25 protein-coding genes are annotated in these 24,914 nt (G+C 57.4%); 9 read left to right on the top strand and 16 right to left on the bottom strand.

Annotated elements, in window-relative coordinates; all coding sequences use genetic code 11:
• Nucleotides 1-3: 3 nt before the first annotated feature.
• The 4 genes from folX to KDX39_RS07240 form a co-directional block, all read right to left on the bottom strand.
• Nucleotides 4-375, bottom strand: a complete 372-nt coding sequence (gene folX, locus KDX39_RS07255) for a dihydroneopterin triphosphate 2'-epimerase (RefSeq protein ID WP_043303061.1) — start codon at nucleotides 373-375, stop codon at nucleotides 4-6.
• Nucleotides 375-938: a GTP cyclohydrolase I FolE gene (gene folE, locus KDX39_RS07250; RefSeq protein ID WP_099226908.1), complete on the bottom strand. Its 564-nt coding sequence runs from the start codon at nucleotides 936-938 to the stop codon at nucleotides 375-377. The genes folX and folE overlap by 1 nt, the downstream gene beginning before the upstream one ends.
• Nucleotides 939-959: 21 nt before the next feature.
• Nucleotides 960-1,670 (bottom strand): dihydromonapterin reductase, encoded by a 711-nt coding sequence (gene folM, locus KDX39_RS07245; RefSeq protein ID WP_231659851.1) that lies wholly within the window; start codon nucleotides 1,668-1,670, stop codon nucleotides 960-962.
• A gap of 261 nt (nucleotides 1,671-1,931) precedes the next feature.
• Complete coding sequence (locus KDX39_RS07240) at nucleotides 1,932-2,492, bottom strand: antibiotic biosynthesis monooxygenase (protein WP_231659850.1); 561 nt, start codon at nucleotides 2,490-2,492, stop codon at nucleotides 1,932-1,934.
• Between the two features lie 233 nt (nucleotides 2,493-2,725).
• Between KDX39_RS07240 and KDX39_RS07235 the strand changes: the two genes are divergently transcribed.
• A complete protein-coding gene (locus tag KDX39_RS07235) occupies nucleotides 2,726-3,688 on the top strand; it encodes a MerR family transcriptional regulator (protein WP_231659849.1) in 963 nt (320 codons plus the stop codon).
• A 34-nt stretch (nucleotides 3,689-3,722) separates the two neighbouring features.
• On the opposite strand, the gene KDX39_RS07230 is transcribed toward KDX39_RS07235, so the two are convergent.
• Nucleotides 3,723-4,328, bottom strand: a complete 606-nt coding sequence (locus KDX39_RS07230; RefSeq protein ID WP_184318568.1) for a hypothetical protein — start codon at nucleotides 4,326-4,328, stop codon at nucleotides 3,723-3,725.
• Nucleotides 4,329-4,405: 77 nt separating this feature from the next.
• The gene (locus tag KDX39_RS07225) at nucleotides 4,406-4,861 is read right to left on the bottom strand and encodes a PAS domain-containing protein (protein ID WP_231659848.1); all 456 of its coding nucleotides are present in this window, start codon (nucleotides 4,859-4,861) and stop codon (nucleotides 4,406-4,408) included.
• 145 nt (nucleotides 4,862-5,006) lie between these two features.
• Here KDX39_RS07225 and KDX39_RS07220 point away from each other — a divergent pair, with 145 nt between their 5' ends.
• The 3 genes from KDX39_RS07220 (at nucleotide 5,007) to KDX39_RS07210 (ending at nucleotide 7,249) form a co-directional block, all read left to right on the top strand.
• Complete coding sequence (locus KDX39_RS07220) at nucleotides 5,007-5,459, top strand: flavodoxin (protein ID WP_099226902.1); 453 nt, start codon at nucleotides 5,007-5,009, stop codon at nucleotides 5,457-5,459.
• A 112-nt stretch (nucleotides 5,460-5,571) separates the two neighbouring features.
• Nucleotides 5,572-6,483, top strand: coding sequence for an SDR family oxidoreductase (locus KDX39_RS07215; protein WP_231659847.1), 912 nt, complete (start codon nucleotides 5,572-5,574; stop codon nucleotides 6,481-6,483).
• 244 nt (nucleotides 6,484-6,727) lie between these two features.
• A complete protein-coding gene (locus tag KDX39_RS07210; protein ID WP_442964528.1) occupies nucleotides 6,728-7,249 on the top strand; it encodes a hypothetical protein in 522 nt (173 codons plus the stop codon).
• 237 nt (nucleotides 7,250-7,486) lie between these two features.
• Here KDX39_RS07210 and KDX39_RS07205 read toward each other — a convergent pair whose 3' ends face one another.
• A complete protein-coding gene (locus tag KDX39_RS07205; RefSeq protein WP_231659846.1) occupies nucleotides 7,487-8,290 on the bottom strand; it encodes a SirB1 family protein in 804 nt (267 codons plus the stop codon).
• Between the two features lie 162 nt (nucleotides 8,291-8,452).
• Between KDX39_RS07205 and KDX39_RS07200 the strand changes: the two genes are divergently transcribed.
• A complete protein-coding gene (locus KDX39_RS07200) occupies nucleotides 8,453-9,472 on the top strand; it encodes a Leu/Phe/Val dehydrogenase (RefSeq protein ID WP_231659845.1) in 1,020 nt (339 codons plus the stop codon).
• 53 nt (nucleotides 9,473-9,525) lie between these two features.
• Here KDX39_RS07200 and KDX39_RS07195 read toward each other — a convergent pair whose 3' ends face one another.
• The 6 genes from KDX39_RS07195 to KDX39_RS07170 all read right to left on the bottom strand — a co-directional run bounded on the left by KDX39_RS07195 (nucleotide 9,526) and on the right by KDX39_RS07170 (nucleotide 19,074).
• The gene (locus KDX39_RS07195) at nucleotides 9,526-10,398 is read right to left on the bottom strand and encodes a hypothetical protein (RefSeq protein WP_210073035.1); all 873 of its coding nucleotides are present in this window, start codon (nucleotides 10,396-10,398) and stop codon (nucleotides 9,526-9,528) included.
• A gap of 34 nt (nucleotides 10,399-10,432) precedes the next feature.
• Nucleotides 10,433-12,397 carry an NfrA family protein gene (locus tag KDX39_RS07190; RefSeq protein WP_231659844.1) on the bottom strand — a complete coding sequence of 655 codons (1,965 nt, stop codon included), beginning with the start codon at nucleotides 12,395-12,397 and terminating at the stop codon, nucleotides 10,433-10,435.
• Nucleotides 12,394-14,514: a glycosyl transferase family protein gene (locus KDX39_RS07185; protein WP_231659843.1), complete on the bottom strand. Its 2,121-nt coding sequence runs from the start codon at nucleotides 14,512-14,514 to the stop codon at nucleotides 12,394-12,396. The genes KDX39_RS07190 and KDX39_RS07185 overlap by 4 nt, the downstream gene beginning before the upstream one ends.
• A gap of 12 nt (nucleotides 14,515-14,526) precedes the next feature.
• Nucleotides 14,527-16,743 (bottom strand): cellulose biosynthesis cyclic di-GMP-binding regulatory protein BcsB, encoded by a 2,217-nt coding sequence (locus tag KDX39_RS07180; RefSeq protein ID WP_231659842.1) that lies wholly within the window; start codon nucleotides 16,741-16,743, stop codon nucleotides 14,527-14,529.
• Nucleotides 16,744-16,880: 137 nt separating this feature from the next.
• Entirely contained in the window at nucleotides 16,881-18,119 is a 1,239-nt protein-coding gene (wecB, locus tag KDX39_RS07175; protein WP_210043541.1) for a non-hydrolyzing UDP-N-acetylglucosamine 2-epimerase, read from the bottom strand.
• Between the two features lie 682 nt (nucleotides 18,120-18,801).
• The gene (locus tag KDX39_RS07170) at nucleotides 18,802-19,074 is read right to left on the bottom strand and encodes a YebG family protein (RefSeq protein WP_025994814.1); all 273 of its coding nucleotides are present in this window, start codon (nucleotides 19,072-19,074) and stop codon (nucleotides 18,802-18,804) included.
• Between the two features lie 369 nt (nucleotides 19,075-19,443).
• On the opposite strand from KDX39_RS07170, the gene KDX39_RS07165 reads away from it, so the two are divergent.
• A complete protein-coding gene (locus KDX39_RS07165) occupies nucleotides 19,444-19,932 on the top strand; it encodes a phosphate-starvation-inducible protein PsiE (RefSeq protein ID WP_099226893.1) in 489 nt (162 codons plus the stop codon).
• An 87-nt stretch (nucleotides 19,933-20,019) separates the two neighbouring features.
• Here KDX39_RS07165 and KDX39_RS07160 read toward each other — a convergent pair whose 3' ends face one another.
• Complete coding sequence (locus tag KDX39_RS07160) at nucleotides 20,020-20,349, bottom strand: YXWGXW repeat-containing protein (protein ID WP_099226892.1); 330 nt, start codon at nucleotides 20,347-20,349, stop codon at nucleotides 20,020-20,022.
• A 406-nt stretch (nucleotides 20,350-20,755) separates the two neighbouring features.
• On the opposite strand from KDX39_RS07160, the gene KDX39_RS07155 reads away from it, so the two are divergent.
• The 3 genes from KDX39_RS07155 (at nucleotide 20,756) to KDX39_RS07145 (ending at nucleotide 23,019) form a co-directional block, all read left to right on the top strand.
• Nucleotides 20,756-21,250, top strand: a complete 495-nt coding sequence (locus KDX39_RS07155; RefSeq protein WP_231659841.1) for an Hcp family type VI secretion system effector — start codon at nucleotides 20,756-20,758, stop codon at nucleotides 21,248-21,250.
• 10 nt (nucleotides 21,251-21,260) lie between these two features.
• Nucleotides 21,261-22,100 (top strand): RNase A-like domain-containing protein, encoded by an 840-nt coding sequence (locus KDX39_RS07150; RefSeq protein WP_231659840.1) that lies wholly within the window; start codon nucleotides 21,261-21,263, stop codon nucleotides 22,098-22,100.
• A 238-nt stretch (nucleotides 22,101-22,338) separates the two neighbouring features.
• Entirely contained in the window at nucleotides 22,339-23,019 is a 681-nt protein-coding gene (locus tag KDX39_RS07145) for an RNase A-like domain-containing protein (protein WP_231659839.1), read from the top strand.
• Nucleotides 23,020-23,098: 79 nt separating this feature from the next.
• Here the strand turns inward: KDX39_RS07145 and KDX39_RS07140 are convergent, their stop codons facing one another.
• Both KDX39_RS07140 and KDX39_RS07135 read right to left on the bottom strand, forming a co-directional pair.
• Complete coding sequence (locus tag KDX39_RS07140) at nucleotides 23,099-23,431, bottom strand: DUF3509 domain-containing protein (RefSeq protein WP_083185141.1); 333 nt, start codon at nucleotides 23,429-23,431, stop codon at nucleotides 23,099-23,101.
• A 767-nt stretch (nucleotides 23,432-24,198) separates the two neighbouring features.
• The gene (locus KDX39_RS07135) at nucleotides 24,199-24,627 is read right to left on the bottom strand and encodes an HPF/RaiA family ribosome-associated protein (RefSeq protein ID WP_099226888.1); all 429 of its coding nucleotides are present in this window, start codon (nucleotides 24,625-24,627) and stop codon (nucleotides 24,199-24,201) included.
• Between the last annotated feature and the right edge of the window lie 287 nt (nucleotides 24,628-24,914).

The following is a 24,914-nucleotide window of genomic DNA, read 5'->3' as shown; positions in this document are numbered from 1 at the left end:
GTTTCAGCGTTGACCGGCGAGCGTGATCGAGACTGACTCGGCAAAACGCAGCGCATGCGGCTTGTCGACTTCCACTTCGGCGTACGTCACCGCCTCATGGCTCATGACCAGGTCCAGCACTTCCTGGGTCAGCCGCTCAAGTAGCGCGAAGCGATTCCCTTCGACGTGCTGAATGATCGCCTTGGTGATGGTGCGGTAGTTGAGCGCGTGCTCGATATCGTTGTCGCGCACCGCTTCCTGAGCCACGTACAGAATCGTCAGGTTGATCAGCACGTCCTGCTTGTTGAGGATCTCGTCTTCATTGATACCGATGAACGTGCGCAGGCGCAGGTCCTTGACGCGAATGCGCGCGGTGCCGGGTTCCAGTCGGGCCATTACTGTTTGCTCCTTCCGATCAATTGCAGAAACTCCATGCGCGTGGTGCTGGACTCGCGGAATGAACCCAGCATCACCGACGTGTTCATGGTCGAGTTCTGTTTCTCCACGCCGCGCATCATCATGCACATGTGTTTGGCTTCGATCACGACGGCAACACCGGATGCACCGGTCACTTCCTGAATCGCTTCGGCGATCTGGCGGGTCAGGTTTTCCTGAATCTGCAGGCGTCGTGCGAACATGTCGACGATGCGGGCGATCTTCGACAGACCCAATACCTTGCCGGTCGGAATGTACGCGACATGTGCCTTGCCGATGAAGGGCAGCAGGTGATGCTCACACAGCGAATAAAGCTCGATGTTCTGGACGATGACCATCTCGTCGTTGTCGGACGCGAACAGAGCGCCGTTGACGATCTCTTCAACGCTCTGCGTATAACCATGACACAGATACTGCATCGCCTTGGCGGCACGCTTGGGAGTATCCAGAAGGCCTTCGCGTTCCGGGTCTTCACCGAGGCCGACCAGAATGTCTCGATAATGCTGTGGCAGGGATAAGCTCATCAGATTGATCCTCGGGGCGGCCTACTTGACGTGCCGTCCACCGTTTACGGTCAGTGTGGTGCCGGTGACATAAGTGGAGTCCAGAAGATAACGCAGGCTCTGGTAGATCACTTCTGCACCCGGCTCTATGCCCAGCGCCGATTTGGCGAGGACGTTGGCGCGGTACGCTGCGTCGTCCGTGGGTTGAAACATCAGCAATGCCGGAGCAATGCCGTTGACCTTGATGCGCGGTGCAAACCGTGCGGCAAACGACAGGGTCAGGCTTTCCAGGCCTGCCTTGCTGGCGCAATACGCGATGTGCTTGCTGCTGCCCTTGCGAGTGACGTCATCGCTGATGTGAACGATGTCGGCCACTTCGCTGGCGTGCAGCAACGGCGCGCAGTGCAGGTTGATCAGGTAGGGCGCAAGCATGTGTACGCTGAACATGCGGGTAAATTGCCCGGCTTCATCGCCGGGTGTTTCAGCGAGCCACTCGGAGGCGTTATGCACGATGGCTCGCAGGCTGTCGGTGTGGTCCTTCAGCTCTGCAACGAATGCCATGATGCCTGCCTCGCTGGAGAAATCGCCCCTCAGCGTTATAGCTCCAGCCCGGCGCAATTCATCAATGCCCGGCCGTTCACTGCGATAACTGATGATTACTGGTTGTCCTTGCTCCAGCAGGCGCTGCGCACAATGCAGGCCCACTCGCTGACTGGCGCCGGTGATCAGGATCGGTGCAGAAGAAAATTCCATCGGCAGTTCACGTATCTGTTCGGTGGGAGGGCAGTCGGCAAATCACTCTGGAGAACGGCGTGTTTCAAATGTTGACCAGACTGCGAACAAAGTTATACCAGAGAATTTTTTTGTACAACCCTGAGTGTCATGAAAACGGGTGGGCGGGCGCACGGAGCCGTCTGGGTGGCGAAAAATACCCGAAACGCGGGGAGGCTTTTCTTGATCAAGACCTGTACCAATTCGTTAATTCTGTACAGGTCTTGGTGCGTATTATCGACGCTACGCGGAGTGGGTTCGGCGCGACGCTGCCGGTGGTGCACTTTGCAGCCAGGGTGCCAGCAGACGTGTGGACAGCGGTATGAACAGATAGACCATCAACGGTGTAAGGATTGCAGTGCTGATCATGATGCGTGGCAGCAGGTCCAGATGATTGAGCAGCGGACCCAGCAGGAAATTGAAAATCAGCGAAACCGGAAAGAATGCCAGCCAGATGGCGACCGCCTGTTTCCACCGCGGAGGGCGTTGATCGGCAGCGCCGAACCAGCCGTCTATGCCGCTTACACGATGTTCGGAAGGCTGGGCAAACAAGCCGTTGCCGCGCACCAGCCAGGAGCGTCGGGACGCAGAATGCTCCCAGGCGTGCATGGTCTGTTCGTCGGTAAAGCGGAAAATGATCTGGAATTCGTCATCGCCGGGCGGAGGAGCGAGCACGCCGGAACCCAGATAGCCGGGAAAGTCAGTGGCCAGTTGTTCGCCTTCGTGCAGCCAGGCCATCATTTCCTGGTAGCGGCCATGGGCGACACGGCGTGCAACCATCAAGGTGACGGGTGAGGTAGACATTGTGTATCTCCGGTAGAGGCGTGAGATTCCCGGGTAGGGAGGTCACATGGCGCGGCGCCGGGGTGGTGGGCCGCGTCAGCTTCACTCAGAAGCAAGCAAGGATTATTCCTGAAACCGTTTAAAACAAGTAGAACTTTGTAGTCGCTTACGGGACTCAATTTCAGACGCCCGGAGCTATAGACCGTTCGACGGCGCTGTTTACAATGCGTCGCAAATACAAGTGATCACCCGGCATGACCCAATCCATTGACCCCCACCTTGTCCGGAAGGATCCCGACCAGGATTTCAGGCAGCAAGAGCTCTATCCGATTCGCGAGGTCGCCCGTCTGACCGGCGTCAACCCGGTCACGTTGCGCGCGTGGGAACGTCGGTATGGCCTGATTCAGCCAACGCGTACCGAAAGTGGGCACCGTCTGTACTCGCAGTCCGACATTGAGACCGTGCGCAGCATTCTCGACTGGATAGAGCGTGGCGTGGCTGTCAGCAAGATCGGCAAGATCCTGGCCCGCAGCGAGAGCACTCGCAGTCAGTCGTCAACGCCGGAAAGCCCGCTGTCCCGGGCGGACTGGATTCAATGGCAGACTCAATTGAGGCAGGCGATTGGCATGTTCGACGAGCGGCGCCTGGAGCAACTCTACGGGCAGATTTTCTCGACCTGCCCACTCGTGGTGGTGTTCGAAGACATTCTGATGCCGCTGTGGCGAGAAATGATGCTGAATCAGGACGCGTTTGGGCATACCAGTGAAGGGGTGTTCTTCGATGCGTTCCTGCGCGGCAGGGTATTGCAGCGGCTGCAGCTGGCCAACGATTCTGGAAAGGGAGAGGTGCTGCTGGCCGCTCTGTCCTCTGTGAATCGGGAGCTTGAATTGCTGGTTGCAGGATTGCTCATGGGAAATACAGAGGTAGCCATAAGAGTGCTGGCCATTGGTCAGCCTTTTGAAGAACTGAGTCTGGTCTGCGAACGGGTCGAGCCGCTGGCGCTGGTGCTGTTTTCCAACGCCTCACCTGCCGCCGATTTGCCAAAGCGTCTCGGCAGACTCGCGCTGACCATTGAATGTCCGCTGCTAATGGCCGGAGAAGTGTCGCATTTTGTTCAGGAAGGGCTCGCCGGATCTCCCATCGCCTGCCTTGGCAGTGAGGGTCGCTCCATGAATCGGTTACTCAAGCAGTTTCTGGCAGGGCAGATGGATAGCTGAGGCACAGGCAGCTTGTCCGGTCACGCACAAGGCGTCATTTGTGCAGGGAAGGATGCATGCGCCGGTGTTCCTGCAGGATATATTGACGCAGGCGCTCCGAATCTTCCTTGCTGTGCTGGCTAAGACGGTATGCCCCAAGATTGTCCTCCTTCAGTCGTTCAAGCTTGCCGCGCATGGCGATCGGCGCCTGTCCCACCGGATTGAACCAGGCGGCAAAGTGCTTGGGCAGCTTGCCCTGCTTTCTGCTCTCGAGCAGAACACCCTTGAACGACAGTTCGTGAACCCACAGCGACGTCAGCGAACCTTTTTCAGTCTCCAGTGGCACGGGCTCCTGGAGAACCAGACGCCAGGGACGAATCTGAGGACCTTCCTCGAAAATGCTGGGCGCACCCAGTTCAAGGTGCAGTGCGTGGAATTCGTCCTCGACCAGATGCAGGGGGAAATTCATCTGCTGATTTTCGAACTGGGCGTGGATCGTGACCTGCTCGTGAGCTGCCAGCCGGGTGAGCAAATCCTGGATCTGTACGCCGCCATTGACCAACAGACTGCGCGTGCTGTCACGCACGTTCAGTTTGGGATTGCGCTGCATGCTCTGGATGAAATCCAGCTCAGCTTGCGTCAGTAGGGAATCAGGTTGCATGACAGGACTCGAGCTAACCGGTAATTGATAAAAAAGACCTTTTGATCCGTAAAGTGTTCCTGCCGTTCGTCGTATTTTCAGCTATTTTTCGATTTCAGTGCTTCAATTTCTGCCCTGGCCTCTGCCAACTGGTCCACAAGTTCTTTGATCCGTTGCTCATTCTGGACCTGAACGGTGACATCTTTCTGAATACCGATGAAATACATCAACCGGTTGGCTTCGTTGCGCACGGGCGTGATCGACAGCTCATTCCAGAACGTGGTGCCATCCTTGCGGTAATTGCGAAGTATCTGGCGGCACGCCTGGCCGCTACTTATGGCTTTCTGAATTGCCTCAAGTGCTCCTTGCTGACGGTCGGTGGCCTGCAGAAACCGGCAATCCTGATACAGCACTTCCTCTACGCTGTAACCGGTCAGGGCGGCAAAGCCTTTATTGGCATAGATGAGGATGTTGTCGTCACCTTCCTGCTCGGCCACGACAATACCGTCTGTTGATGCATCTATGACCATTTGCAGCAGTTTTGCGTTGATCATCACCTAGCAATCCCGAGCAGATTTCACAGTCGCATTCTAGGGCCTGTCGTCGTTTCAGCGCGAGCCGTGTCACTCGTCGGGGCTGAAATGCCAAAGGCCTCTGGGGCATACTGTCGCCCTTTTTCAAACTGCCAGAGGATGCGTCATGAGAATCGCGATTGTGTGCGGTTCGGTCTACGGATCGGCCGAAGAAGTGGCCCGGCATGCAGGCGGGCTGCTGCGCGCTGCCGGTCACGAGACCCTGCTCAACCCTCGCATGACCCTGCCTGAGCTGTTGGCCTTCGAGCCGCAGGCTCTGTTGGCCGTGACGTCGACCACCGGCATGGGAGAACTGCCCGACAACATCATGCCTATCTACTCCCAGTTGCGTGACCAGTTGCCTGCTGCGCTGCGCGGCCTGCCCGGCGGTGTCATCGGCCTGGGCGACGCCAGTTACGGTGATACGTTCTGCGCAGGCGGTGAGCAACTGCGTGAGTTGTTTGCCGAACTGGGTGTCAGCGAAGTGCAAGCCATGCTGCACCTGGATGCCAGCGAAAGCGTCACGCCCGAGAGCGACGCTGAACCCTGGCTGGCAGATTTCATCACGCGTCTGGGCTGAATCCATCCCGTTGCGTTATTGAGCACCATTCAGCAGCGGCGGTGTTTATTGTGGGCGTCGTCCCGGTGGTCAACACTCAGTGGATTACGTCCCTCTGACAGTGGAGCCAGCAATGAGCGAATCCGTGCGTTTTGAAGACAAGGTGGTCATCGTGACAGGAGCCGGCGGAGGCCTTGGGCGGGCTCACGCACTGCTGTTCGCGAAACACGGCGCGCGGGTGGTCGTCAATGATCTGGGCGGATCGGCGCACGGCGAGGGTGCCAACGCCTCGGCTGCCGATCGCGTGGTGGCCGAGATTCGCGAAGCGGGCGGTACGGCAGTAGCCAATCACGACTCGGTGACCGACGGTGGCCACATCGTGCAACACGCTCTCGACGCTTTCGGCCGCATCGACGTGGTAGTCAACAATGCCGGTATTCTACGCGACAAGTCCTTCGCCAAAATGGAGGATGCCGACTGGGATCTGGTTTACCGGGTTCATGTGGAAGGGGCCTACAAAGTCACGCATGCCGCATGGCCGCATCTGCGCGAGCAGAATTTCGGTCGGGTGATCTTTACCTCCTCGACATCTGGCATCTACGGCAACTTTGGACAGTCGAATTACGCGATGGCCAAGCTCGGGTTGTACGGCTTGACCCGCACGCTTGCTTTGGAAGGCCGCAAGAACGGCATCTTCGTCAACGCCATCGCTCCAACGGGTGGCACGCGGATGACCGAGGGCCTGATCCCGGCCAGCGTATTCGAGTTGCTCAAGCCGGAGCTGGTCAGCCCGCTGGTGGTGTATCTGGGCAGTGATGGTTGCCAGGAAAGCGGCAGCCTGTTCGAAGTGGGTGGCGGCTGGATTGGCAAGGTCCGTTGGGAGCGCAGCCTCGGCGCCTGTTTCGATCCCCACGCAGGCTTCAGTCCGGAGGATGTCGCCGGGCACTGGCAAGCCATTGGTGATTTCGAGGGCGCGGCGCATCCGGCGGATAACATCGAAGCGTTGAAAGAAATGATGGCCAATCTGCAGAAGTCTGTGAAGTAACGTCGTTTTCAGCACGACCACGGGCCGGGTAGGGTTATTTGCTCGGCCGGTGTGATGCTTGTTTTAACGTGTTTGAATATTGATGATCTACAGGTTTGCAGCGGGTAATTGAAGGCTTGATTACCCCTTCATGTAAGGTTTTTCCGATGCCATTGTAAGTTTGGTACTGATTTCTAGACTTCTATTAACTAACACCTTTTTGCTCCGATATGACCGTTGAACGCATTCATTATCGGAGTATTCCATGGTCGGACTAATATTGGGTGATTTTCCACCTGCCACCGTTAAAATGCCCGCAGCGCGGGCAACTATCAAAGCGCCCAGAATTCAGATCAGTCAGGTGCTGCGAGAGGTCGGGGAAAATGCACTTGCGCTCAATTCGTTAGCGATGGAGAAGCGCAAGATGAAGCCGATGTTCAAGGACTTCAATCCGGAGCAGATCACGCCCAATGACCTTGCCAGGGCGGGAAAGGTGCTGTTCAAGGCTGGCTTCATCGATAATCATACAGCCGAACTCATGAGCCGCGCCGGTGACGAATTTGACAAAAAAGGTAATGTGCTTAACCCGGACAGGGAAATCAATGCACTGGACTTCTTCGCCAGTCGGATTCTGGATATGAAAGAGAAGTCGGCATGGGGAGATCCCTACGCCAAACTGCTATTGCCGGATTACACTCGAACCATTCATATCCTGCAAAACCTCGCTGCATTTGCCCAGTCAGGTGACAGTCCGGAGATGCGCAAACTCATGGTGCAGGAACAATAGGGTGCCAGGCAGAGCAGGCCTTATACAAAGGCGTGACAGCGCTGCGTGATTGAAGAACGAAAAAAAACCGCCGCACAGCGAACTGTGCAGCGGTTAATGGAAGTTGATTCAGGGGAGCTGAAAAACAACGTCTTCAAGGGCGATAAGGTTAGCGTCCCTGAAGCGTTCGAAACATCCTCGGACAGGATATGCAGCGTTACCCGAGCGGTAACAATACCCGGCCTTGGCGTTTGTCAGTCAGTGCACGCTGCGGTGAGAGGGCAACTGGCTCAAGCGTTCGGCTAGCTTGAGTCGCTGTATCGGGTCTTCACTGAGCAGCAACGCATGCTGCAGATCGAAGCGCTCGGCCTGCGGACACTCCAGTGACTGATAAAGGCTGGCGCGGGCCATGTGATCGCTGCTGGTAGCCTGGCCCAGTTCGACGATCCGGTCAGCATCCCTGAGGGCTGCAATAAGGTCATCATTGATGATGTGCAAATGCCTGAGGTTGCGCGACAGCCGTTGCATGATGTTCACAGGCGTGGCCCGAGTCATGTGCACAGCCTGCAACTGCATGGTGGGGCCAAACTGGCGCACCAGCAGCTCGCGGCAGTCTTTGGGATACAGCCTGCGGCCGCCACAGGGATCGAGCAGGTGATCCGCGCCCGGAACACGCAACAGGAAGTGTCCGGGGAAGTTGACGCCCTCCAGCGCGATATCCAGCCGCCGTGCAATCTCCATGGCCACCAGCGCCAGGCCCAGTGGCTGACCGCGACGGCGTTGCACCACTTTGTGCAGCAACGCCGAGTCGGGCCTGGGCGGGTTCCAGTCATCCTGCTGGAAGCCCAGTGCGCTGAGCTGGCGCAGCAGTAACTGAGCCAGTTCCGATGCCGGGGCCACCGGAAGTGCTGCGCCAATCCGATGCTGCAAGAGATCGATTTCGGCCAGCAGTTCGTGGCGTGGGAAATGCGCGTCATGTTCGGTCGACACCCACAACGCGGCGTCGAAGACCGAAGGCGGTGTGCGTTGCAGGCAATCCAGGCAATGCTGACGTGGAGTCATCGACCCCTCCGTGCTGACAGGTTCGGTAAAAGCGTGCTGTTCTGATTCCTTTTAGCCCTGCCGACGTATTTCGTCCAGCACCGCTTGTATCTGCCTGAGCGGTCGATTGTTTTTCCGGGCCAGCGCCTATACTCGCCTGACATAAGAAGGGGAGCACACTGCATGTTCGCTCTCATGCAACAGTCACGTGCCGAGTCGCTGCATCTGGTGTGCGATCCTGATGCAGGATTGAAAGCCGTCATTGCCATTCACAGCAGCCGCCTGGGCCCGGCGCTCGGCGGATGTCGCTACCTGACCTATCCAGATGAAGAGAGCGCGGTAGAGGATGCCATTCAATTGGCGAGAAGCATGAGCTACAAGTCGGCGCTTGCCGGTCTGCCGCTGGGTGGGGGCAAGGCGGTCATCATGCGAGCCGCGCAACGCGTGGACCGGCCAGCCCTGTTCGAGGCTTTCGGGCGCTTTGTCGAAAGCCTAAAGGGCCGTTACATCACCGCTGTCGACAGCGGCACGTCCAGCGTCGACATGGATTTTGTGGCGCTCAGCACCCGGCACGTCACCAGCACCAGTGAGGCAGGTGACCCGTCGATCAGCACGGCGATGGGTATGTTCACCGGTATTCGGGCCACGGCCATGGCGCGTCTGGGCAGCGACAACCTCGAGGGGTTACGCGTTGCGATTCAAGGGTTGGGCCATGTGGGCTACCCGTTGGCCGCGCTGCTGCATGCCGCTGGAGCCGAACTGCTGGTGAGCGATCTGGACAGCGACAAGGTGCAACGGGCAATGACGCAATTCGAGGCGCACCCCATTGCATGCGAAGCGCTGCTGAGTACGCCGTGCGACATTCTTGCGCCTTGCGGTCTGGGCCACGTATTGAACTGCAAGAGCGTTGCACAGTTGCGTTGCGCGGCAGTCGCGGGCGCGGCGAACAACCAGTTGACCAGCCTTCAGGTGGCTGACCAGCTGGAAGCACGGGGAATTCTTTATGCACCGGACTACGTCATCAATTCGGGCGGGTTGATCTATGTCGCGCTGAAGCACCACGGCGAAGAGCAGAGCACGATTGATCGCCATCTTTCCCGGATCGGGGTGCGACTGACCGAAGTCTTCGCTCACTCGCAGGCGGAAAAACGTTCACCGGCACGCATTGCCGCTGCGCTGGCTGAGCGTTTGTTGAATGAGTGATTCTTCCGAGGTCCGGGTTCGTTCGTCGGAGACGAGAGTGGAGCGATTGGAGGTTATTTCTTCAGCGCTTTGACCAACGCAGGGGTTACGTAATGCGGGCCGTCGAAGAGGTACAAGGGATAGCCGTCATAGGCGGCGAGCTGCGGTTTCAACTCGGCAGCCGTCGCCGAGCGAAAGCCGCCGCCGACTTTCGGGCGAAATGCCTCGACGATGATTCTGACGCGGTTCTTGCCCAGCCGGGTGCGCAAGGCATCGGCATAGGTGCGGGCGACCGGAGCGGTGCGGGCGTAGACACCCACGCCGTCCTGAAAGAACACCCCGATATCATCCGGCAGCCAGGTTTTCAGCCAGTCGGCGGTGGCGGCAGGGCCGATGTTGGCGCCATCGTAGACGCTGATCCACAGCGGCCTTGGCAGCTTTGCCAGCAGCGCGGGCAGTTCTTTGGCGCGGCTCCAGCTCGGATCAACTTCGGCGGGAAAATACCATCCGGTTACATTGAGTGGCGTCTTGACCTTGGCCAATTGCGCCGACAGCACCGCCAGTTGCTCGATATTGTCCCGCGACAGGTTTTCGCTGAAATGCCCGGCCAGTCCGAGAATCACATCCTGTGCCCACGGCTCCTTGCCGATGCGTGCCCAGTCCGGCAGGACCGGCACTGTGGGCAGCGCCGTGCCGGGGATGAATGCCTGGTTATCCACCGCCGTCCATTGCACCAGCAGCTCCCGTGCGCCAAGCCTGTCCCAGTCTCCCTCTATGTCGACCGTGGCGTTGTCTGGTTGCCAGACAATGCCGACGATCTGTGCATCCCTGGATGCAAACAGCTCGCGCAGTTCGCCTGTCACAATGCCGAGCGCACCGATCAGCACAGCAACCAGTGAGGTCTTGATCAAGGGCCTTCCCTGCAACAGCGAAATCAGACCCTTCAAGCATTGTCCCTCGTTTCATTTTGCGCCAGTACGATCACCATGAGAATGTCATGCGTGCGAACACGCCCTGGGCGCGGTCATCGCCAAACACTTTTTCCCGGTATTGCACGGATACGTCGACGTACGACTGCGGCGCCTTGTACTTGTCCTCGCGGAACCAATAGCGCACGCCCGTGCCGACACCCAATCCGCCTGCATTATCGGACGAGGTGCGGTTGCGACCCAGCGCATCCACTTCGCTGCGCATCTTCGAGTCGTAATCCACGGCGGCGACCACATGCGGGAACACCACAAGCCTGGAACTGATGCTGTCCATGCGAAAGCTGCGGCCGACCTGCCATTCACTGTTGAAGTAATTGCGCTTGTCCTGCAGGTAACGACCGCCTTCCATATACAACTGCGATGTCCACCAGCTCGGTACATCCACCCGCAGGTCCGTGCCGATACTTGAACCGTAGCCCAGCCGTACCAGCCAGTCGCCGTCGATATTGGAGCTGCCGAGCGCAAAGGTACGTTCCAATGCGCCAATCACGTTGACGCTGCTGAACGGTTTCACCCGCACCCCGAGCGCGCCCTGCAAGGCATCCGCGCCGGTGTCCGCGCTGCTTTCCTTGCTCCACAGCGTATTGGTCACCCGGCCGTACAACTCGACGAAGCGCGCATTGCGATAGCCGAACGGGCGCCAGAACACCTCGGTGCTGTTTTGCACGCTGTCGCTGTTGCTGCTCGGTGCGCCGTTCAGACCGCTTGAAGTGCTGGCACCGCGATAAGTGGTGGTGTTGGTCACGCCCCATTCGCGGGACAGGTCCGACACCGCCCGACGTGTGTCGAACACGTTCTGGTCCGGCATCTGCAGGTCGCCGGTCTGCTGGTAATCCAGCACACGTCGGAAATAGGCAATCGCCTGTGCATCATCCGAGTTGCGCATTGCGCTGTAGGCGGCATCCTGAACTTCTTTTGGCTTGAGCCCGACCTGCCGGTCCACGCGCTTGAACTCGTTCAACGCACCGCGATCATCGCCTGCCTGGCTGAGCAGGTAGGCAAGCTGCACTTCGTCACCCGGTTGCAATTGTCCGGAGTCGCGGGCCTGCTGCATTCGCTGCATGGCCTCTTTGGGTTGTCCCATCGCGGCATAGAGCGAAGCCTGTTCACGCAGAGTCAGATTGCCGACAGCCAGCGCCTGCGCAAAGTCCTGACGTGCTCCGGCGCTGTCGCCCAGTCGCTGGCGCATCTGCCCACGCTGAACGAGCAAGGTCGCGTCGTTGCCATTGAGCGCCAGCGCTTCGGTTGCCGCAGACCGGGCTTCGCCGTATTGCTGTCCGGCAATCAGTGCGCTGACCAGTAGTTTTCGATAGGCCACTTGCTGCGGGAAGCGGCGCACGGCATCACGCGCTTCGCTCAGCGCTGTTTCGTTGTCGCTCCGGGCCAATGCGGCATAGCCTCGAGCAGCCGTATTGACCGCGAGCTGTTCCTCGATAGCCTGCCGACGCCGGGCCAGCGCCGGCTGTGGTCCGACAGCCTGAACGGCATCGTCGATTGCCGCTTGAGCCTCTTCAAGGCGCTGCTGACGTTGCAGTGCTTCGATCAGCATCATGCGGTAATCGAGGCTCTTTGGTGCCTGACTGATGGCCTTGCGGGCATGCTGCGCCGAACCCGCATAGTCTCGGTTGGCGTAGGCGCGCAGGGCGAGACTGCCTTCCAGATATCCGGGTTTCGGCCGTGCGGCAGGGTAGCGCTGCGGATGATCGCGTCGCTCCTTGTCGCGCTCGGCCAGCGCGATCAGCTTGCGCAACTGATCGGCGTCCTCCCGTTGACGCAACGCTTCGCGGGCCTTGGCGATGGCCAGGTCGTAATCCTTGCGGTTGTAGGCGGTGTACGCTTCGTTGGCGACGGCGTAGGCCGGACCGGTCAATGGCAGCGGCAGGATTTCGGCCTGACTGAAAGGTGAGCACAGGCTCATCCCCGTCGTCATCAGCGACAGAATCAAGGGGCGCTTCATAGCGGCTTCTCCGCACGTGCGTCAGTTCGGTAAAGGTCGTGCTGACGTGCCACGGCCTGCTCAATGGTGTCGCGAGGCAGAACGCCGATGTCCACCAAGTAATCACCGATCCGGCCATGGATATGCGGTTTGTAGCCAAGCATGGCCTTGCGGAACACATCGCGGTCCAGCAAGCCCTGCTCGATCAGCAAGTCGCCCAGCAACGGCGTGGCGGCAGGCAAGGGTTGACCGCCGACAGCCTGCAGCAGGCGTAGTTGCGCGACGATCTCGCTTTCACGCGCGATCAGTTGCACAGGCTCTGCGCCCAGTTGTTCGGTGATCTGTTGCAGCCCGTCTTCGGTGAGCGGGCTGGCAACGGCGATTTCCTGCCGCCCCTGAACGATGGCGGACAGCGGTACGGCGCGCCAGCGCAGACAGAACTCGTCTGCGAGGGCCGAATCGACAGCGCGTTTGCTCGCAATGTCGAACACCCGAGGCAGGTCGCTTTGAAAGGCAATCGCTTCGGCCAGGGTTTCATCATCGAGCCAGCCGTGGCTCAGCAGAATTCGGCCCAACGGCAGTTTGCGGGTCTGTTGTTCGACCAGCGCGGTCTGCAGTTTCTCATCGTTGATGGCTTGCCAGGACAGCAGCACGCTGCCCAGCCGACGCGGCGCAATCGCGACCAGGTCGGTGGACGGGAAGTCGTGCATGGTCTTGTCCCAGGCCAGCTTGCGATTGAGCAGCTTGCCCACAAGAAACATCCGCCAGGCCCGCGCCGCAGCCATGAAGTTGACGAAATTGCCGACCACCATGCGCGGCAGCGACAGCAGGCCGTGCTGCCAGCCGTACAGAATCGTCGTGAAATAGAAGCGGTGCACCATGCGCCAGAGCAGCGCGATGCCGTTGGCCACCAGCAGGTATTTGATGACGCCATTGGTTTCGAACGGCGTGGGGAAACTGGTATTCCACAGCCCGCTGGCACGCAACACGATCAGCGCCACCAGTTGCACCAGAATGAGGTAGGCAATGATGCTGATAAACGAGGTCACCACGCCCTTGCGGTCACGAAACAACAGGTAGCGGTTGGCAAGCGAACCGCTCCAGCCCATCTGCTCCCAGCCTTGCAGGCCAATGCCCAGCGTCCAGCGAGCCTTCTGGCGAAATGCGGTGCGAAAGGTGTCCGGGAAAAACTCGCGAACACACAGCGGCATTTCCAGCGTCGATTCATACGGCTTGCGAAACCAGGATTTGCGCAACACGCGAAACTGCACCGGGAAGCGTACGAAAATAGCCTGCATGCCGTACTTTGCCAGACGCGCACCGACGTCGTAGTCCTCGGTCAGGCTTTCGGTATTGAATGGCTGATTCTGGTTTTCGTCGGCCAGCACCATCAAGGCGCGACGCGAAAAACAGGTGCCCACGCCTGCGGACGGCACGGTATCGGTCATGCTTTCACGCACCACCAGATCCTTGCCGTGCCACTCGGCGAACTCATCCATATAAGTGCCGGCCACCCATTCGTACCAGTTGCGTTCAAGGGACACGACCGGCAACTGGATCATGTCCTTGCGCGGCAGCAGGTAGTTGAACAGGCGCAGCTCCAGCGGGTGCAGCACGTCTTCGCTGTCATGCAGTATGGTCCCGGCGAACTGCATGGCATGGGTTTTCTCGTAGAGAAAGATCGCCTGGATCACCCAGTTCAGGCAGTCAGCCTTGCAGGTCGGGCCGTCATGAGGCACTTCAACGCGGTGCAACTGCTTGTAGCGACGGCGCATGCGCTCCACCTCATCGATGGTGCGCTGGTCGTTGATGTAGGTGCCGACGAACACGACGTAGTTCTGGTAGTCGAGGGTCGACACCATGTTCTCGATCATCGGCGCAATAACGTCGTATTCCAGCCACGCCGGAACCATGATGGCCAACGGCTGTTCGTCGCGGGCCATCAACTGCTCGGCAGTCAGTGGCCGGTAGCGGCGTTCGGCGGTGAATTTGCGGTACAGCCGTCTGGCCCAGTACCAGACGTCGATGATCAGGTCATCGATGCTTGAGACCAGAATGATCAGGCCGACGACGATGGTCGCGACTTCCAGTACGCTGTAGTAATGGGCCAACCAGTACGGCCAATAAAGCGACGTCATTGGGGCGTCCCGTTACGAGCGATTGCGACGGGCGCGACGGCCAGCCAGCAACAGCAGAAGAAACACCACGATTGCGCCGGGAATCAGCCACAGCAGCGAAGGCTTGCGCCACGCGTCGAGTCCGGTGGGCTCGTTGTCGTCGATCATCTGGCTGCCGGTCGGGTCCTTGGTATCGAATGTCACCAGCGAACCGCCGTCAGCCAGCAATGTGGCGTTACCGCGCTCCAGCACTAGCGGACGGGTGAAGTCAGGCGCCTGACCTCCCAGCGTGCGGTAGACCATGCCGCGCTGGCTGCCAGCTTCGACCACCTGCAACGATGCCATGTGGTTGAGCGTTTTGAGGTCCAGCAGCGTTTGTTCCTTGTGGTTGATCAGCAGGTGCCCATCGTTGCCGACCTTGACCGACTCAGTGCCGTCTTTGACCGGCAGGTCGAAAGCCAGGAATGCTTTTTCCGGGACCACTGCAACACTGATGTCGTCGCTGACACTGAGCTGCGCACGCAGTGGCGACACGCCCGAGGCGCTGGCAACGTGGATGACCTGCGGCAGGCTGTCAGCCGGACGGTCGAGCCAGGTATTCGGAACCATCACCTGAGTGCTGGCGGCAAAACGTGCGGCCATGCCGGAGAAATCATCGCCGGGCGTCACCTTGTCGATGACCACATGACTGGTGGGCAAAACCGAGATCGGGAACGCCTGCGGCGTCTCCAGGCACTGATTGCTCACCGGCTGACGCTGGAAGGAAACGCGCAGGGTGTTCTGTGCCGCCAACGCGTACTGCGGAATGCGCGCTTCGATGCGCTCTTTGCGACCATCGGCATTCAACTGCATGGCACCGATCAGATAGTCATTGAGAAACAGCGTGGCAACCGGCGGTGTGCCTGAAGCGCCCGGCGCTGCGGCGACATCGATCATGGCGGTCACGGGGACGCGACCGTCGTAGGCCACGCTGCCCAGCGGGAACGAAGCGCTCCAGTCGGTCTTGGCCAGTACGTCTACCGTGCCCGGGCGACCACCCAGACGCGTCAAGGCCACGCGACCGTCTTCACTGAGGGGCATGGCGGTTTCTTCGCCAATCGACAACTGGCGAGTGAGCGCCAGTTTGTTCCAGGCCGAGCTGAACAGACCGATGGCTTTGACAGCTGAGTCGGGTTTGATCATCACCAGGGCGCGGTTGCCAAGCATCGCCAGGCTGACATCGCTGCCGGCGTCGGTGGCCTGGGTTTTTCTGCCCTGACGTTCACGCCATTGGCTCAGCGCGCTGGCTGCCGAAGCGTCGAGCCCCTGCACCTGTTCCTGCAAGGCGTTCAGCGAATCGTCGATGGCCTTGAGCAATTGCGAGTCATTAATGGCCAGATCGGCCTGCAACGTCGGGGTCTGACCCAGCATCAGCAAGGCGCCGATTTCTGCCTGATTTTTCAACGTATACTGGCTCTGACCGTCCAGACTGGCAAACGCCGGGATCTGCTTCAGTTCGGCAGGCACACGCAGACCGCTCAGATCCACACTGTCCTGAACGACCGGGAACGGCAGAATCCGTGCCTGTTTGCCGATACGTTCAAGCGCTACACCCAGACGCCACGCGGCATCGTAACTGGCGCTGGACAGTTTGCCGGGCGCGACGAGAAGGCCGGGTTTGCCGGGCAGTGCATTCCACGCCGCGCCGACATCCTGCAACTGACTGGCGTCATAGCTGTAGGTCAGGCGCGTGTGGGGATCGATGCGCAGTACGTTGCCGATAGCGCGTTGATCTTCGCAAAGCGTCTTCGAGATCACCGAAGACCAGGCAACGCCCAATCTTACCGATCCGGTCTCCCGCGCCGCTTTGTCCACACCCAATGTCGCACTGGCATTGCCTTGCTCTTCGTTGAGGCCCAGCGCCCGCACCGGATAACCATCCAGCGACAGCAGCAACGTGTTACGACCTGCTTCGCCGTTCAGGTAGCTGGCATCGAAATTCAGGGTCGCATCTGTCAGCGTCACGTTGGCAGGCACCGGCAGGTACAACTCGCGACGGGCGTCGGTGGCGTTGAGGATGATCGGACGGTCGATCCCCAATTCCCTCAGTTCAATCACGCGCTCCTGTCGGGCGTCCTGAGTGATACGGTTGATCGCCTGCGTCAGCGGGCTTTCGGCAGCCAGCGCAAGGGGGGGCATCAGAGCCAGCAGGCTCATCCCGCAGGCAAGGGCGTTCAACGCGCCCGTGTTCACGGTAACGGAAGATTTCATCAGGCAGATCTCTTGGAGGCTCGAGGCCGTTGGGTCTTGGTGCGGAGCGGGTCCGCGAAACTGTTTTCATGGGCACCCGGCCTGGGCCGGGTGCCTTGGAAGGTGTTCGGGTTTGTTGTCGCGGATGCGTGCCTGCGTCAGCGAGCCATGGCATGCAGCGGTTCAGGCTGAGGCACGGACGGCGGCGCAATTTCGATCTGATCCGGACGTCGACGCGGCAACTCGACGACAAACTCATCGATCGGGCGACCCATCAGCACATCGACGATGCGCGCGCTGGCCTTGCCATCGCCATAAGGGTTGGCGGCGCGCGACGCGCTCTGCCAGAGCTGCTCGTCGTCGAACAACGCGCCGACGCCCTGAATGATCGCCTCGGCTTCGGTGCCCACCAGGCGCACTGTGCCTGCGGCCACAGCTTCGGGACGCTCGGTCACGTCACGCATTACCAGCACCGGTTTGCCGAGCGACGGCGCTTCTTCCTGTACTCCGCCGGAGTCGGTGAGAATCACATGAGCGCGCTGCATGAGGCGCACGAACGACAGGTAATCCAGCGGTTTGATCAGGTGCACGTTGGGCATGTCACCCAAGTGCTCTGTCACCGGTCCCAGCACATTGGGGTTCAAATGCACGGGGTAGACGATCTGTATGTCGTCGCGCCTGGCGAGTGCGTGCAGCGCCTTGCAGATGTTCAGGAAGCCGTCGCCAAAGTTCTCGCGGCGATGACCTGTGACCACCAGAACCTTTCGCTCAGGCACCAGAAAGGAAAACTGACGGTCGAGCGCATGGCGCAGTTGACGATTGGAGTCGATGCGCTGTGCGGTCATCTGCAAGGCGTCGATCACGGTATTGCCCGTCACGAAGGACACACCCTGAAGGCGCTCGCCCAAAACGTTGCGGCGGGACTCGGCAGTCGGCGTGAACAGGTGATCGGAAATCAGATCGATGCAGCGACGGTTCATCTCTTCCGGCCAGGGCTGACGAATATCCCCGGTGCGCAGGCCCGCTTCGACGTGGCCGATAGGGATCTGCCGGTGAAACGCGGACATCGCCGCGACCATCGCCGATGTGGTATCGCCGTGGACGAGCACCTTGTCGGGTTTCATCTCGTCCAGAATCGGATCGATGGCTGCGTATAACGCAGCGGTCAGAGAGTTCAGCGTCTGATGGGGGCGCATCACGTCGAGGCTGTAATCGGCTTTGAGCTCAAACATGTCGAGCACCTGTTGCAGCATGCTCTGGTGCTGTCCGGTAATGCAGATTCTCGAGTCGATACCCGGTTCCGCAGCAAGGGCCCTGACCAGAGGTGCCATCTTGATAGCCTCCGGACGAGTGCCGAAAATAGACAGAATTTTCATTCTGGCGTGCTGAGTAGCCATTGATTTCCTCCCGCCCGTCTGTAGGCGTCGCACAGCAGTTGACCTGAGCTGTGAGCAGCTCAAGTAACCAGCGAGGTATATGATTTTTTTCGGGCGGGTGGGATCGGAGTGGATGACTCGATGTTCACTTCAATGTGAGAAAACGTTATGCCTTGATACCCGGATTTGCGACGATTATTAGCAGATGATATTAATAATGCCAAACTTTTTTTAAGTATTTTACACAGGGAATAACAGGCGGAACTTTGTTTTTGAAAGCCGGTCGGTTAAGGGTTTATTGTTTGTGAAGGAGGCTTTCGTCCAGCAAATCAGGGGTGTTGAAGGGCGATGTGTAGCGAAAGATTGAACTTTTCAAACGCCGCTATAAAGCGTGTTGAATCTCGGTTTTAAATGAGGTTTTTCAAGGTATCATTTTCCTGACGCCTGATTAATGACAGTGGCGAATACCACAGTTCATAAAAATGACGTAATTATAATGACGGTGTGGCAGGGCATTGGAAGTTGATCGTTTGCGATACGGCTGGAGAGGGCTATATGTTGTCCGTCAGGCGACATTCCTTATGCAAAGTAGTACATGAATATGCAAAGTGTGCACGCCATATACTGTCGCATTAACGAAAATGAGCCGCGGCCAGCTCGGATGAAACAGCCGCGGGGCTCTGAGGTGAAAGCCTGATATGAATCAGCTGTCCGCGTCCGCAGCGGAAGGTTCGGACAGCTCGCTCAGGGCTGAGGCGTTGTTCTTGAATGCGGCAGCGAACACGGCACGATTCTTCGCCATGTAGATGCTCGCGTCCTCTGCGTGCTTCTCGGAAAGACCCGGTACGTTCTTGACCAGGACGTCAGTGAGAAGCTCGGCCAACTCGAGCATTTGATCGTGCGCATCGGCGAGTTTACGGTCCACGAAAGTAGTCTCCAGATCGCGGGTACTGCGGTAAAGGGTTTCAACAGCCATTTTGGCCTCGTCGTCATATCCAGTGTGGAAGGGCTGGCCCCGGTGCGCGTTGACCGGGGTGGTGCAACAGACAGTGATCCTAATGGCAGACGTTACAGTTGCCACATCACATGCCTTGTGTGTGAAACAAGCCATTACTGTATCTTTATACAGTGTCTAGCATAAGCCAGGCAACCCCTGCCTGGATAGTGGCCTTCACGCATCTTTTTTCTTGTGCAGATGTGTCTTGCGACAACCCGTCGCGCTCTCAACCATAGCCTATGGCCCTGTTCCTGCTTTAAAAAGCACGCCACACAGTGCGTCACACGCAAACCGCATCATCCGATCCAGTCCGGATCGTTATAAACGAAGGTTCAGAGGTCGAGAGTCATGGGAAACAAATGGGCGGAAAAAATGCGCCAGCGCGTGCACGCGCAAGCCGAATCACTGGGCAATCTCTGCGTCGAGAGCTTTCACTTCCTGGCACTGTTCGCCATTGGTGCCATTACGGCATGGGCTTCGGTGGTGGCGTTTCTCGGGATGGTCGAGAAGGGCAACGTCACGGTCGATGACATTCTGCTGCTGTTCATCTACCTGGAACTGGGCGCGATGACGGGGATTTATTTCAAGACCAATCACATGCCGGTGCGTTTTTTGATCTACGTAGCGATCACCGCATTGACACGCCTGCTGATCTCGGACGTCTCGCACCACAACCCGCCTGATCTGGGCATCATTTACCTGTGTGGAGGAATTCTGTTGCTGGCGTTTGCGATCCTGGTCGTGCGCTATGCGTCGTACAAATACCCGTCGGCCAAGATTCCCGACTCATCCAGCCCGGTAAAGGGCGCGGTGACTGAAGAGAAGGGCGAGATCTGAACTACGATGAGGGTCGTGCCAATGCAGAGTATTGGCACGATCCTGTTCCTGCAGGTATGTAGCGTTCAGTGTCAGATCTGCCACCGATCAGTTGACCCACACTCCGGCATGCCAATGCCATCCATCACTCGCGCTTTCCCAGTGCGGGTGCACATAGCGATAGCCCGGTCGCTCCGCTACCCAATGGCCGTGAACCGGCACATATCGTCCGTCACTCCAGTGCCAGTAGCCGCGTGACCAGACATACCCCGGACGAGGTGCAGGTTCCACCTCGATCACCCGCTCGGGAGGCGGCTGAGGCGCGATTACTTCAACATACTCATGGGGCGGCGGTCGTCGTTCATGGACGATTCGCTCTTCGACACAGCCGGATGCCACTACCAATGTCGCAACCAATATCCCGTAACGTAAGAACATGTTGCCTCCTCGGAATGCTCCGCAGGTGGAATGCAGCAGAGGCCAGTGCCGGGCTGCTTGCATGTCAGTGCGCAGGGATATTTGTAACAGTTTGAATCTGTACTTCGCCTGAACCTGCTGTAGGGCAAGATGGTTAAAAAAGCGCAGAGACGTGGCCTGTGTCCTACGACCTTCACTCCAAACGCCTATGTATGTGCTGATGCGAGAAGCGTTTTACGGTGTGACTTGGCGTAATCCCATCTTCCAGTGACGGCGTTTAACGCCGTTGAGGGGGGGCTTTCGATGGTGAGCAATCCCTTCTGACCCGATGCCTTAAACCGTGAGGTACCTCCCGATTGGCCTCTGTTCATCACTAATACATGTCCATTAGGCTTGCCCTTTCACTAATCCAAGGCAGGGAGCCTGTATGTCATTTGATGCATTCATGAAGGTGGATGGAGTCGAGGGTGAGTCGTTGGACGCTGACCATAAGGGATGGGTCGAGCTATTGTCCTACCATTACGACGCGACTCAGTCGATCAGCCAGACGGCGAGTTCGAGTGGTGGCGCGTCGGCGGGAGGAGTGAGCCTGGGCGACTTTCAGATCAGTAAATATGTTGATCGAGCCACACCCAAACTGTTCGAGCTTTGCTGTCGCGGGTCGCATATCAAGACGGTCACTGTGCGCATTCATCGGGCCGGCGCCGAGAAATTCAAATACATGGACATCGTGCTCGAAGAAGTGCTGATCGCGACCGTGAGCGGTCAGGGCGCCGAGCAGGGTGGCTTCCCGGTGGAAGTCATCACGCTGAACTATGGCCGGATAAAATTCGAATATTCCCAGCAGCGGCGTGCAGACGGCGGCAGCGCGGGAATAGTCTCTGGAGGCTGGGACCGAATCGCCAACAAGCCATTCGCATAAGGACGCTCTCATGCGAGATGACGGAGAGTTCCGTGTAGCGTTGAGCTTTGCACAAATGGCCGCGATCCTGACCCAGGAATCCTTATCACCGGCCGAGATAATGTCCAATCGAATATTCGGCAGTCTTCGACTGGTCGGCGGCATCATCGAATTGGCAGGTTCTGGCGTGCTGTGCGCCATTCCCGAACCCACCATGATCAGCAAGCTTGGTTGCGTGGCCATGGGCGTGCATGCGTCTGATCAGCTCTCGGCAGGCATGACCCAACTGGTGACCGGCAAAGAAACGGATTCGTTTTCGTTCAAGGCTGGCGCATCGGTTGCGCAATCGCTTGGCGCGTCGCACGCAACCGGTCAGGTCATTGGTCTGGCGACCGAGTTTGCGGTGCCGATGTCGACGGCTTCGATGTATAACGCGTTTAGAGTGTCGTCTGTAAAAGCAGGTAAATTCACTGTTGTGGTAAACGAAAAGCCAGCCAATATTAAGTCTGCTGGGGGAGGGCATATAGTTGCAAGGCATGTCGAAAAAGACATTATTTTTTTAAGGCGACGGTTTAACTCGAAAAAAGTTCATGTCTCGTCGACGTTTCATGATCTTGCAACGGCTGAATGGGCCGTGAGTCAGGCGTTGATGAAGAACACGCTAAAGATATTGATGTGTTCTAAAGCTAAGCTGTTGCTTAAGCATAATCAGTACGTGTTTGACGTGCCGCTAGGAAAGACGATTGGCTGGGGAATAACTCGTGAGGCGCAAGATAAAATTATTTATATGCAAAAGGTTAAGGTGGTCATAAAATTTGAAGAGTTTAATCATATGCCTTATTATATAATTACTGCGCACCCTTGTTTGTAAGGGTTATATGAGCGACTTATTTTTTCTTGGTTGATTTCATAGTTGAGTTCGGTTTTTGGGGGGGCGACTATGAAAAGACTGAGCACAGTCCTTTAGGTTTGGAGCAGGTAGTGAAAAGATATGTGGGTGAGCGAAATATTTTAAGTGTGCTCGGAAAGACCTGGTGGTCATAAATTATTATTTGAAATTTTTGCCTGAATTGTTCAAAAGAGCGCTTAACTACAAGGGTATATAGGTCATGGAAGAGAACCTCGAAGAAAGCATCGTACGCATGGTGAGTACTTTTCACGATTTGGAAACAGCGGAGTGGGCGGTTAGACAACTGCTTGACCGCCACCACACCCAGATAGTGTTATATTCAAAGTTCAGGGAATGGTTTAATGGGATAAAAAACAAGCAATTCGAAGCATCGCTGGATCGCTCCATTGGATGGGGCATCTTTCATGACGCACAAGACGATGTTGTGCAGATGTCTACCGTCAGAGTGGTGATTCGGTTCGTTGAATATAATCATATGCCGTACTATATTTTAACGTCGTTCCCTTCTTGCGAAGTGGGTGCTATGAAGTACAGGGCATTGACGGATTTTCTTTATGATGCCGGTTCGGGGGTTGGAGCATTTCTAAGTGATGAGGAAAAAGAGGGTTGCACGCCAATGAGGCTGGATGAAATAGTCAGTACCTACCTGGATGAGCGAAATTTTCTGGCGTCTTATTTTCTTGGCAAAGATATTAAGAAATACATTAGAACTTATATGTCACGCGAAGGGTTGGACTATGCAGATCCACCGTTCGATCAAGACACCTCTTTTCCTGAAGCGTATTTTGAAGGCGACCTGTATAGCTTCCTGAGCAACGTGCTTGACCTGCTCGACAAAGAAAGGAGTCGCCGGTGGCGTAGGTTTTTCAGGCGGTCTTGATAGTCATGTGCCTCATGCGCTCCCGATTATTCAGAAGATACGTCTCAAATCAGAATGGCATCGCAAGGATGCCGTCCCATCAAACCCCCGCCGCCAGATTCGGCCGCTTTCGCTGCCACTCGTCATTGGACGGCGCACCTGGCTGCCGAAGGGCGGCGCCATCTGTCATTGCAGCCAGAATCTTGATTGCGCTGTCGCCACGTTCGATGGCGATGCCGAACTGCACGCTTTCTATCAGGCGGCGCAGGCGTTCCGGGTCGTTACGTTGAGCGGCGCTGATCAGGCGCTTGGCGACGACGCCACGTTCGTTGGAGAGCGTCAGCATGATGCTGCCGTCCAGCCCTTGAATACTCAGATTCACCCGATAGTCCGGATGGAAAGTGTCCGTGATCATCTGAAAAGGATTGTCCATATCATTTACCTGCTCAATGGTTCTGCATAAGTTGACCGGGTTTAAGTCCTTTTGGTTCTCAGCGGCCGATCAGTGGCTTGGCCGTGGCGTGGGTGTCGCCATCAGTGCGTTGCACGGTTCGGGCCATTTTTCAGGAGTGGCCTTTTGGAGCACGCAGGATAGGTCGCCGCCAGCGCTGTATTTCGCAGGTAGTGGGTACATGAACAGGTTGTCGATGGCGATGGCGCACAGCTCACGAACGACGGCTTCAGGCCTGCCTCGCGCACTGACTGGCGGGTGATTTACACAAGACAGATTCTACGGATTGTCAGACATTCAGACGCTTTCCTTTTCCGGTCAGACATTCGCATTTGCGGGATAAAAACCTCGTTTGGAGGTGTTCCGAAAATCACGATGTCAGGTGTCCTGTACGGCCGTTGAAGGAGGGTGGGATGCATGCTGTTCGAGTGATCATGCGATGTCGGAAGGCAGGTTAACGGCCTCCGTTTTTGCTCACAGAAGAAATGGAAATGGCGCTCGATATTGGTTTGTCACTGGATGTTAAATTCGATGGACGGCACCGAGACGTCGAGCTGCAGCGTCGCGAAGCGTGTCCCGGGTGATACAAAGCTGTGCGCCGGGCGTTTGTGGTGCGCACCGATCAGTCGCAGGGTGAATCACTTTTCAACACTTTTGACTGACCTGCATGCGCATCACGAAAAAGGGCGAACCCTCGCAGGTTCGCCCTTTTTGTCTATCGTGAAACCTGTTCATGCAGCGAGTCGGAATCAGCTCAAACGAGCGGCTTCTTTCTCCTGCTCTTTCTCCAGAAATTCCTCTTCAAGCAACGCGTCCGGACTGATCGAATCCTCATCCTGCTCGGTCAGGACGGGCGCTGCGCCGCGCTTGCCGCGCAGTTTTCCGAACAAATGCTCAAGGGCGTGATCGAGTTTTACCGCCGCGCCATCCACAGCCTGATCTACCGTATCGGCCTTGTGGGAAACAGAAATAGGTTGGTGTCCTTTTGGCCGGGCTTCCATCTGGCATTTGATGTCATGCGGGCCTGGCTTGTCGCCGTTTTCATCGCGGATATGGACTTCCACGCGAGTCAGGTATTCGTCGTAGTGTTCGAGCGTGCTTTCAACGGTGGTACGAACCCACTCCTCCAGTCGGATACTGCTTTCGATGTGATTATCGCTATTGACCTGGATTTGCATAGTTAATCCTTATTAGGGCTTGCTCGTGTGAGCCTGGACTGCGCGATGACTCGCGGTTTCGTTTGCGCTCATTCACAGTGTTGGCGGCAATGGCCCAACAATTCAACCCCAATATGGAAGAAATATTTCGCAGTAGAAAAAAACAGGAATTGTTTGAACGAAAATTCCGCACAGGGACGCTCTGGATTTCCTACCGGCTTGTCTGTAACGGGAATGATGTCGGGATACTGACCGTTGATCGAATGGGATGATCGTTCCCACGCTCCGGCGTGGTAACGCCGCTCAGG

It is taken from the genome of Pseudomonas sp. CDFA 610, assembly GCF_021147865.1.
Taxonomy (GTDB): domain Bacteria; phylum Pseudomonadota; class Gammaproteobacteria; order Pseudomonadales; family Pseudomonadaceae; genus Aquipseudomonas; species Aquipseudomonas alliivorans.
The sequence above is the reverse complement of the archived record's forward strand: the minus strand, read 5'-3'. Positions and strand labels throughout refer to the sequence as shown.

What these genes read in the sequence shown, in the direction of transcription:
- KDX39_RS07135 (WP_099226888.1), bottom strand. Translation starts at nt 24,627, where the DNA reads ATGCAAATCCAGGTCAATAGCGATAATCACATCGAAAGCAGTATCCGA.
- KDX39_RS07220 (WP_099226902.1), top strand. Translation starts at nt 5,007, where the DNA reads ATGAGAATCGCGATTGTGTGCGGTTCGGTCTACGGATCGGCCGAAGAA.
- KDX39_RS07215 (WP_231659847.1), top strand. Translation starts at nt 5,572, where the DNA reads ATGAGCGAATCCGTGCGTTTTGAAGACAAGGTGGTCATCGTGACAGGA.
- KDX39_RS07170 (WP_025994814.1), bottom strand. Translation starts at nt 19,074, where the DNA reads ATGGCTGTTGAAACCCTTTACCGCAGTACCCGCGATCTGGAGACTACT.
- KDX39_RS07180 (WP_231659842.1), bottom strand. Translation starts at nt 16,743, where the DNA reads ATGAAATCTTCCGTTACCGTGAACACGGGCGCGTTGAACGCCCTTGCC.
- KDX39_RS07240 (WP_231659850.1), bottom strand. Translation starts at nt 2,492, where the DNA reads ATGTCTACCTCACCCGTCACCTTGATGGTTGCACGCCGTGTCGCCCAT.
- folE (WP_099226908.1), bottom strand. Translation starts at nt 938, where the DNA reads ATGAGCTTATCCCTGCCACAGCATTATCGAGACATTCTGGTCGGCCTC.
- KDX39_RS07205 (WP_231659846.1), bottom strand. Translation starts at nt 8,290, where the DNA reads ATGACTCCACGTCAGCATTGCCTGGATTGCCTGCAACGCACACCGCCT.
- KDX39_RS07145 (WP_231659839.1), top strand. Translation starts at nt 22,339, where the DNA reads ATGGAAGAGAACCTCGAAGAAAGCATCGTACGCATGGTGAGTACTTTT.
- KDX39_RS07230 (WP_184318568.1), bottom strand. Translation starts at nt 4,328, where the DNA reads ATGCAACCTGATTCCCTACTGACGCAAGCTGAGCTGGATTTCATCCAG.
- KDX39_RS07140 (WP_083185141.1), bottom strand. Translation starts at nt 23,431, where the DNA reads ATGGACAATCCTTTTCAGATGATCACGGACACTTTCCATCCGGACTAT.
- KDX39_RS07235 (WP_231659849.1), top strand. Translation starts at nt 2,726, where the DNA reads ATGACCCAATCCATTGACCCCCACCTTGTCCGGAAGGATCCCGACCAG.
- KDX39_RS07160 (WP_099226892.1), bottom strand. Translation starts at nt 20,349, where the DNA reads ATGTTCTTACGTTACGGGATATTGGTTGCGACATTGGTAGTGGCATCC.
- KDX39_RS07210 (WP_442964528.1), top strand. Translation starts at nt 6,728, where the DNA reads ATGGTCGGACTAATATTGGGTGATTTTCCACCTGCCACCGTTAAAATG.
- KDX39_RS07150 (WP_231659840.1), top strand. Translation starts at nt 21,261, where the DNA reads ATGCGAGATGACGGAGAGTTCCGTGTAGCGTTGAGCTTTGCACAAATG.
- folX (WP_043303061.1), bottom strand. Translation starts at nt 375, where the DNA reads ATGGCCCGACTGGAACCCGGCACCGCGCGCATTCGCGTCAAGGACCTG.
- wecB (WP_210043541.1), bottom strand. Translation starts at nt 18,119, where the DNA reads ATGGCTACTCAGCACGCCAGAATGAAAATTCTGTCTATTTTCGGCACT.
- KDX39_RS07155 (WP_231659841.1), top strand. Translation starts at nt 20,756, where the DNA reads ATGTCATTTGATGCATTCATGAAGGTGGATGGAGTCGAGGGTGAGTCG.
- KDX39_RS07165 (WP_099226893.1), top strand. Translation starts at nt 19,444, where the DNA reads ATGGGAAACAAATGGGCGGAAAAAATGCGCCAGCGCGTGCACGCGCAA.
- KDX39_RS07185 (WP_231659843.1), bottom strand. Translation starts at nt 14,514, where the DNA reads ATGACGTCGCTTTATTGGCCGTACTGGTTGGCCCATTACTACAGCGTA.
- folM (WP_231659851.1), bottom strand. Translation starts at nt 1,670, where the DNA reads ATGGAATTTTCTTCTGCACCGATCCTGATCACCGGCGCCAGTCAGCGA.
- KDX39_RS07190 (WP_231659844.1), bottom strand. Translation starts at nt 12,397, where the DNA reads ATGAAGCGCCCCTTGATTCTGTCGCTGATGACGACGGGGATGAGCCTG.
- KDX39_RS07200 (WP_231659845.1), top strand. Translation starts at nt 8,453, where the DNA reads ATGTTCGCTCTCATGCAACAGTCACGTGCCGAGTCGCTGCATCTGGTG.
- KDX39_RS07225 (WP_231659848.1), bottom strand. Translation starts at nt 4,861, where the DNA reads ATGATCAACGCAAAACTGCTGCAAATGGTCATAGATGCATCAACAGAC.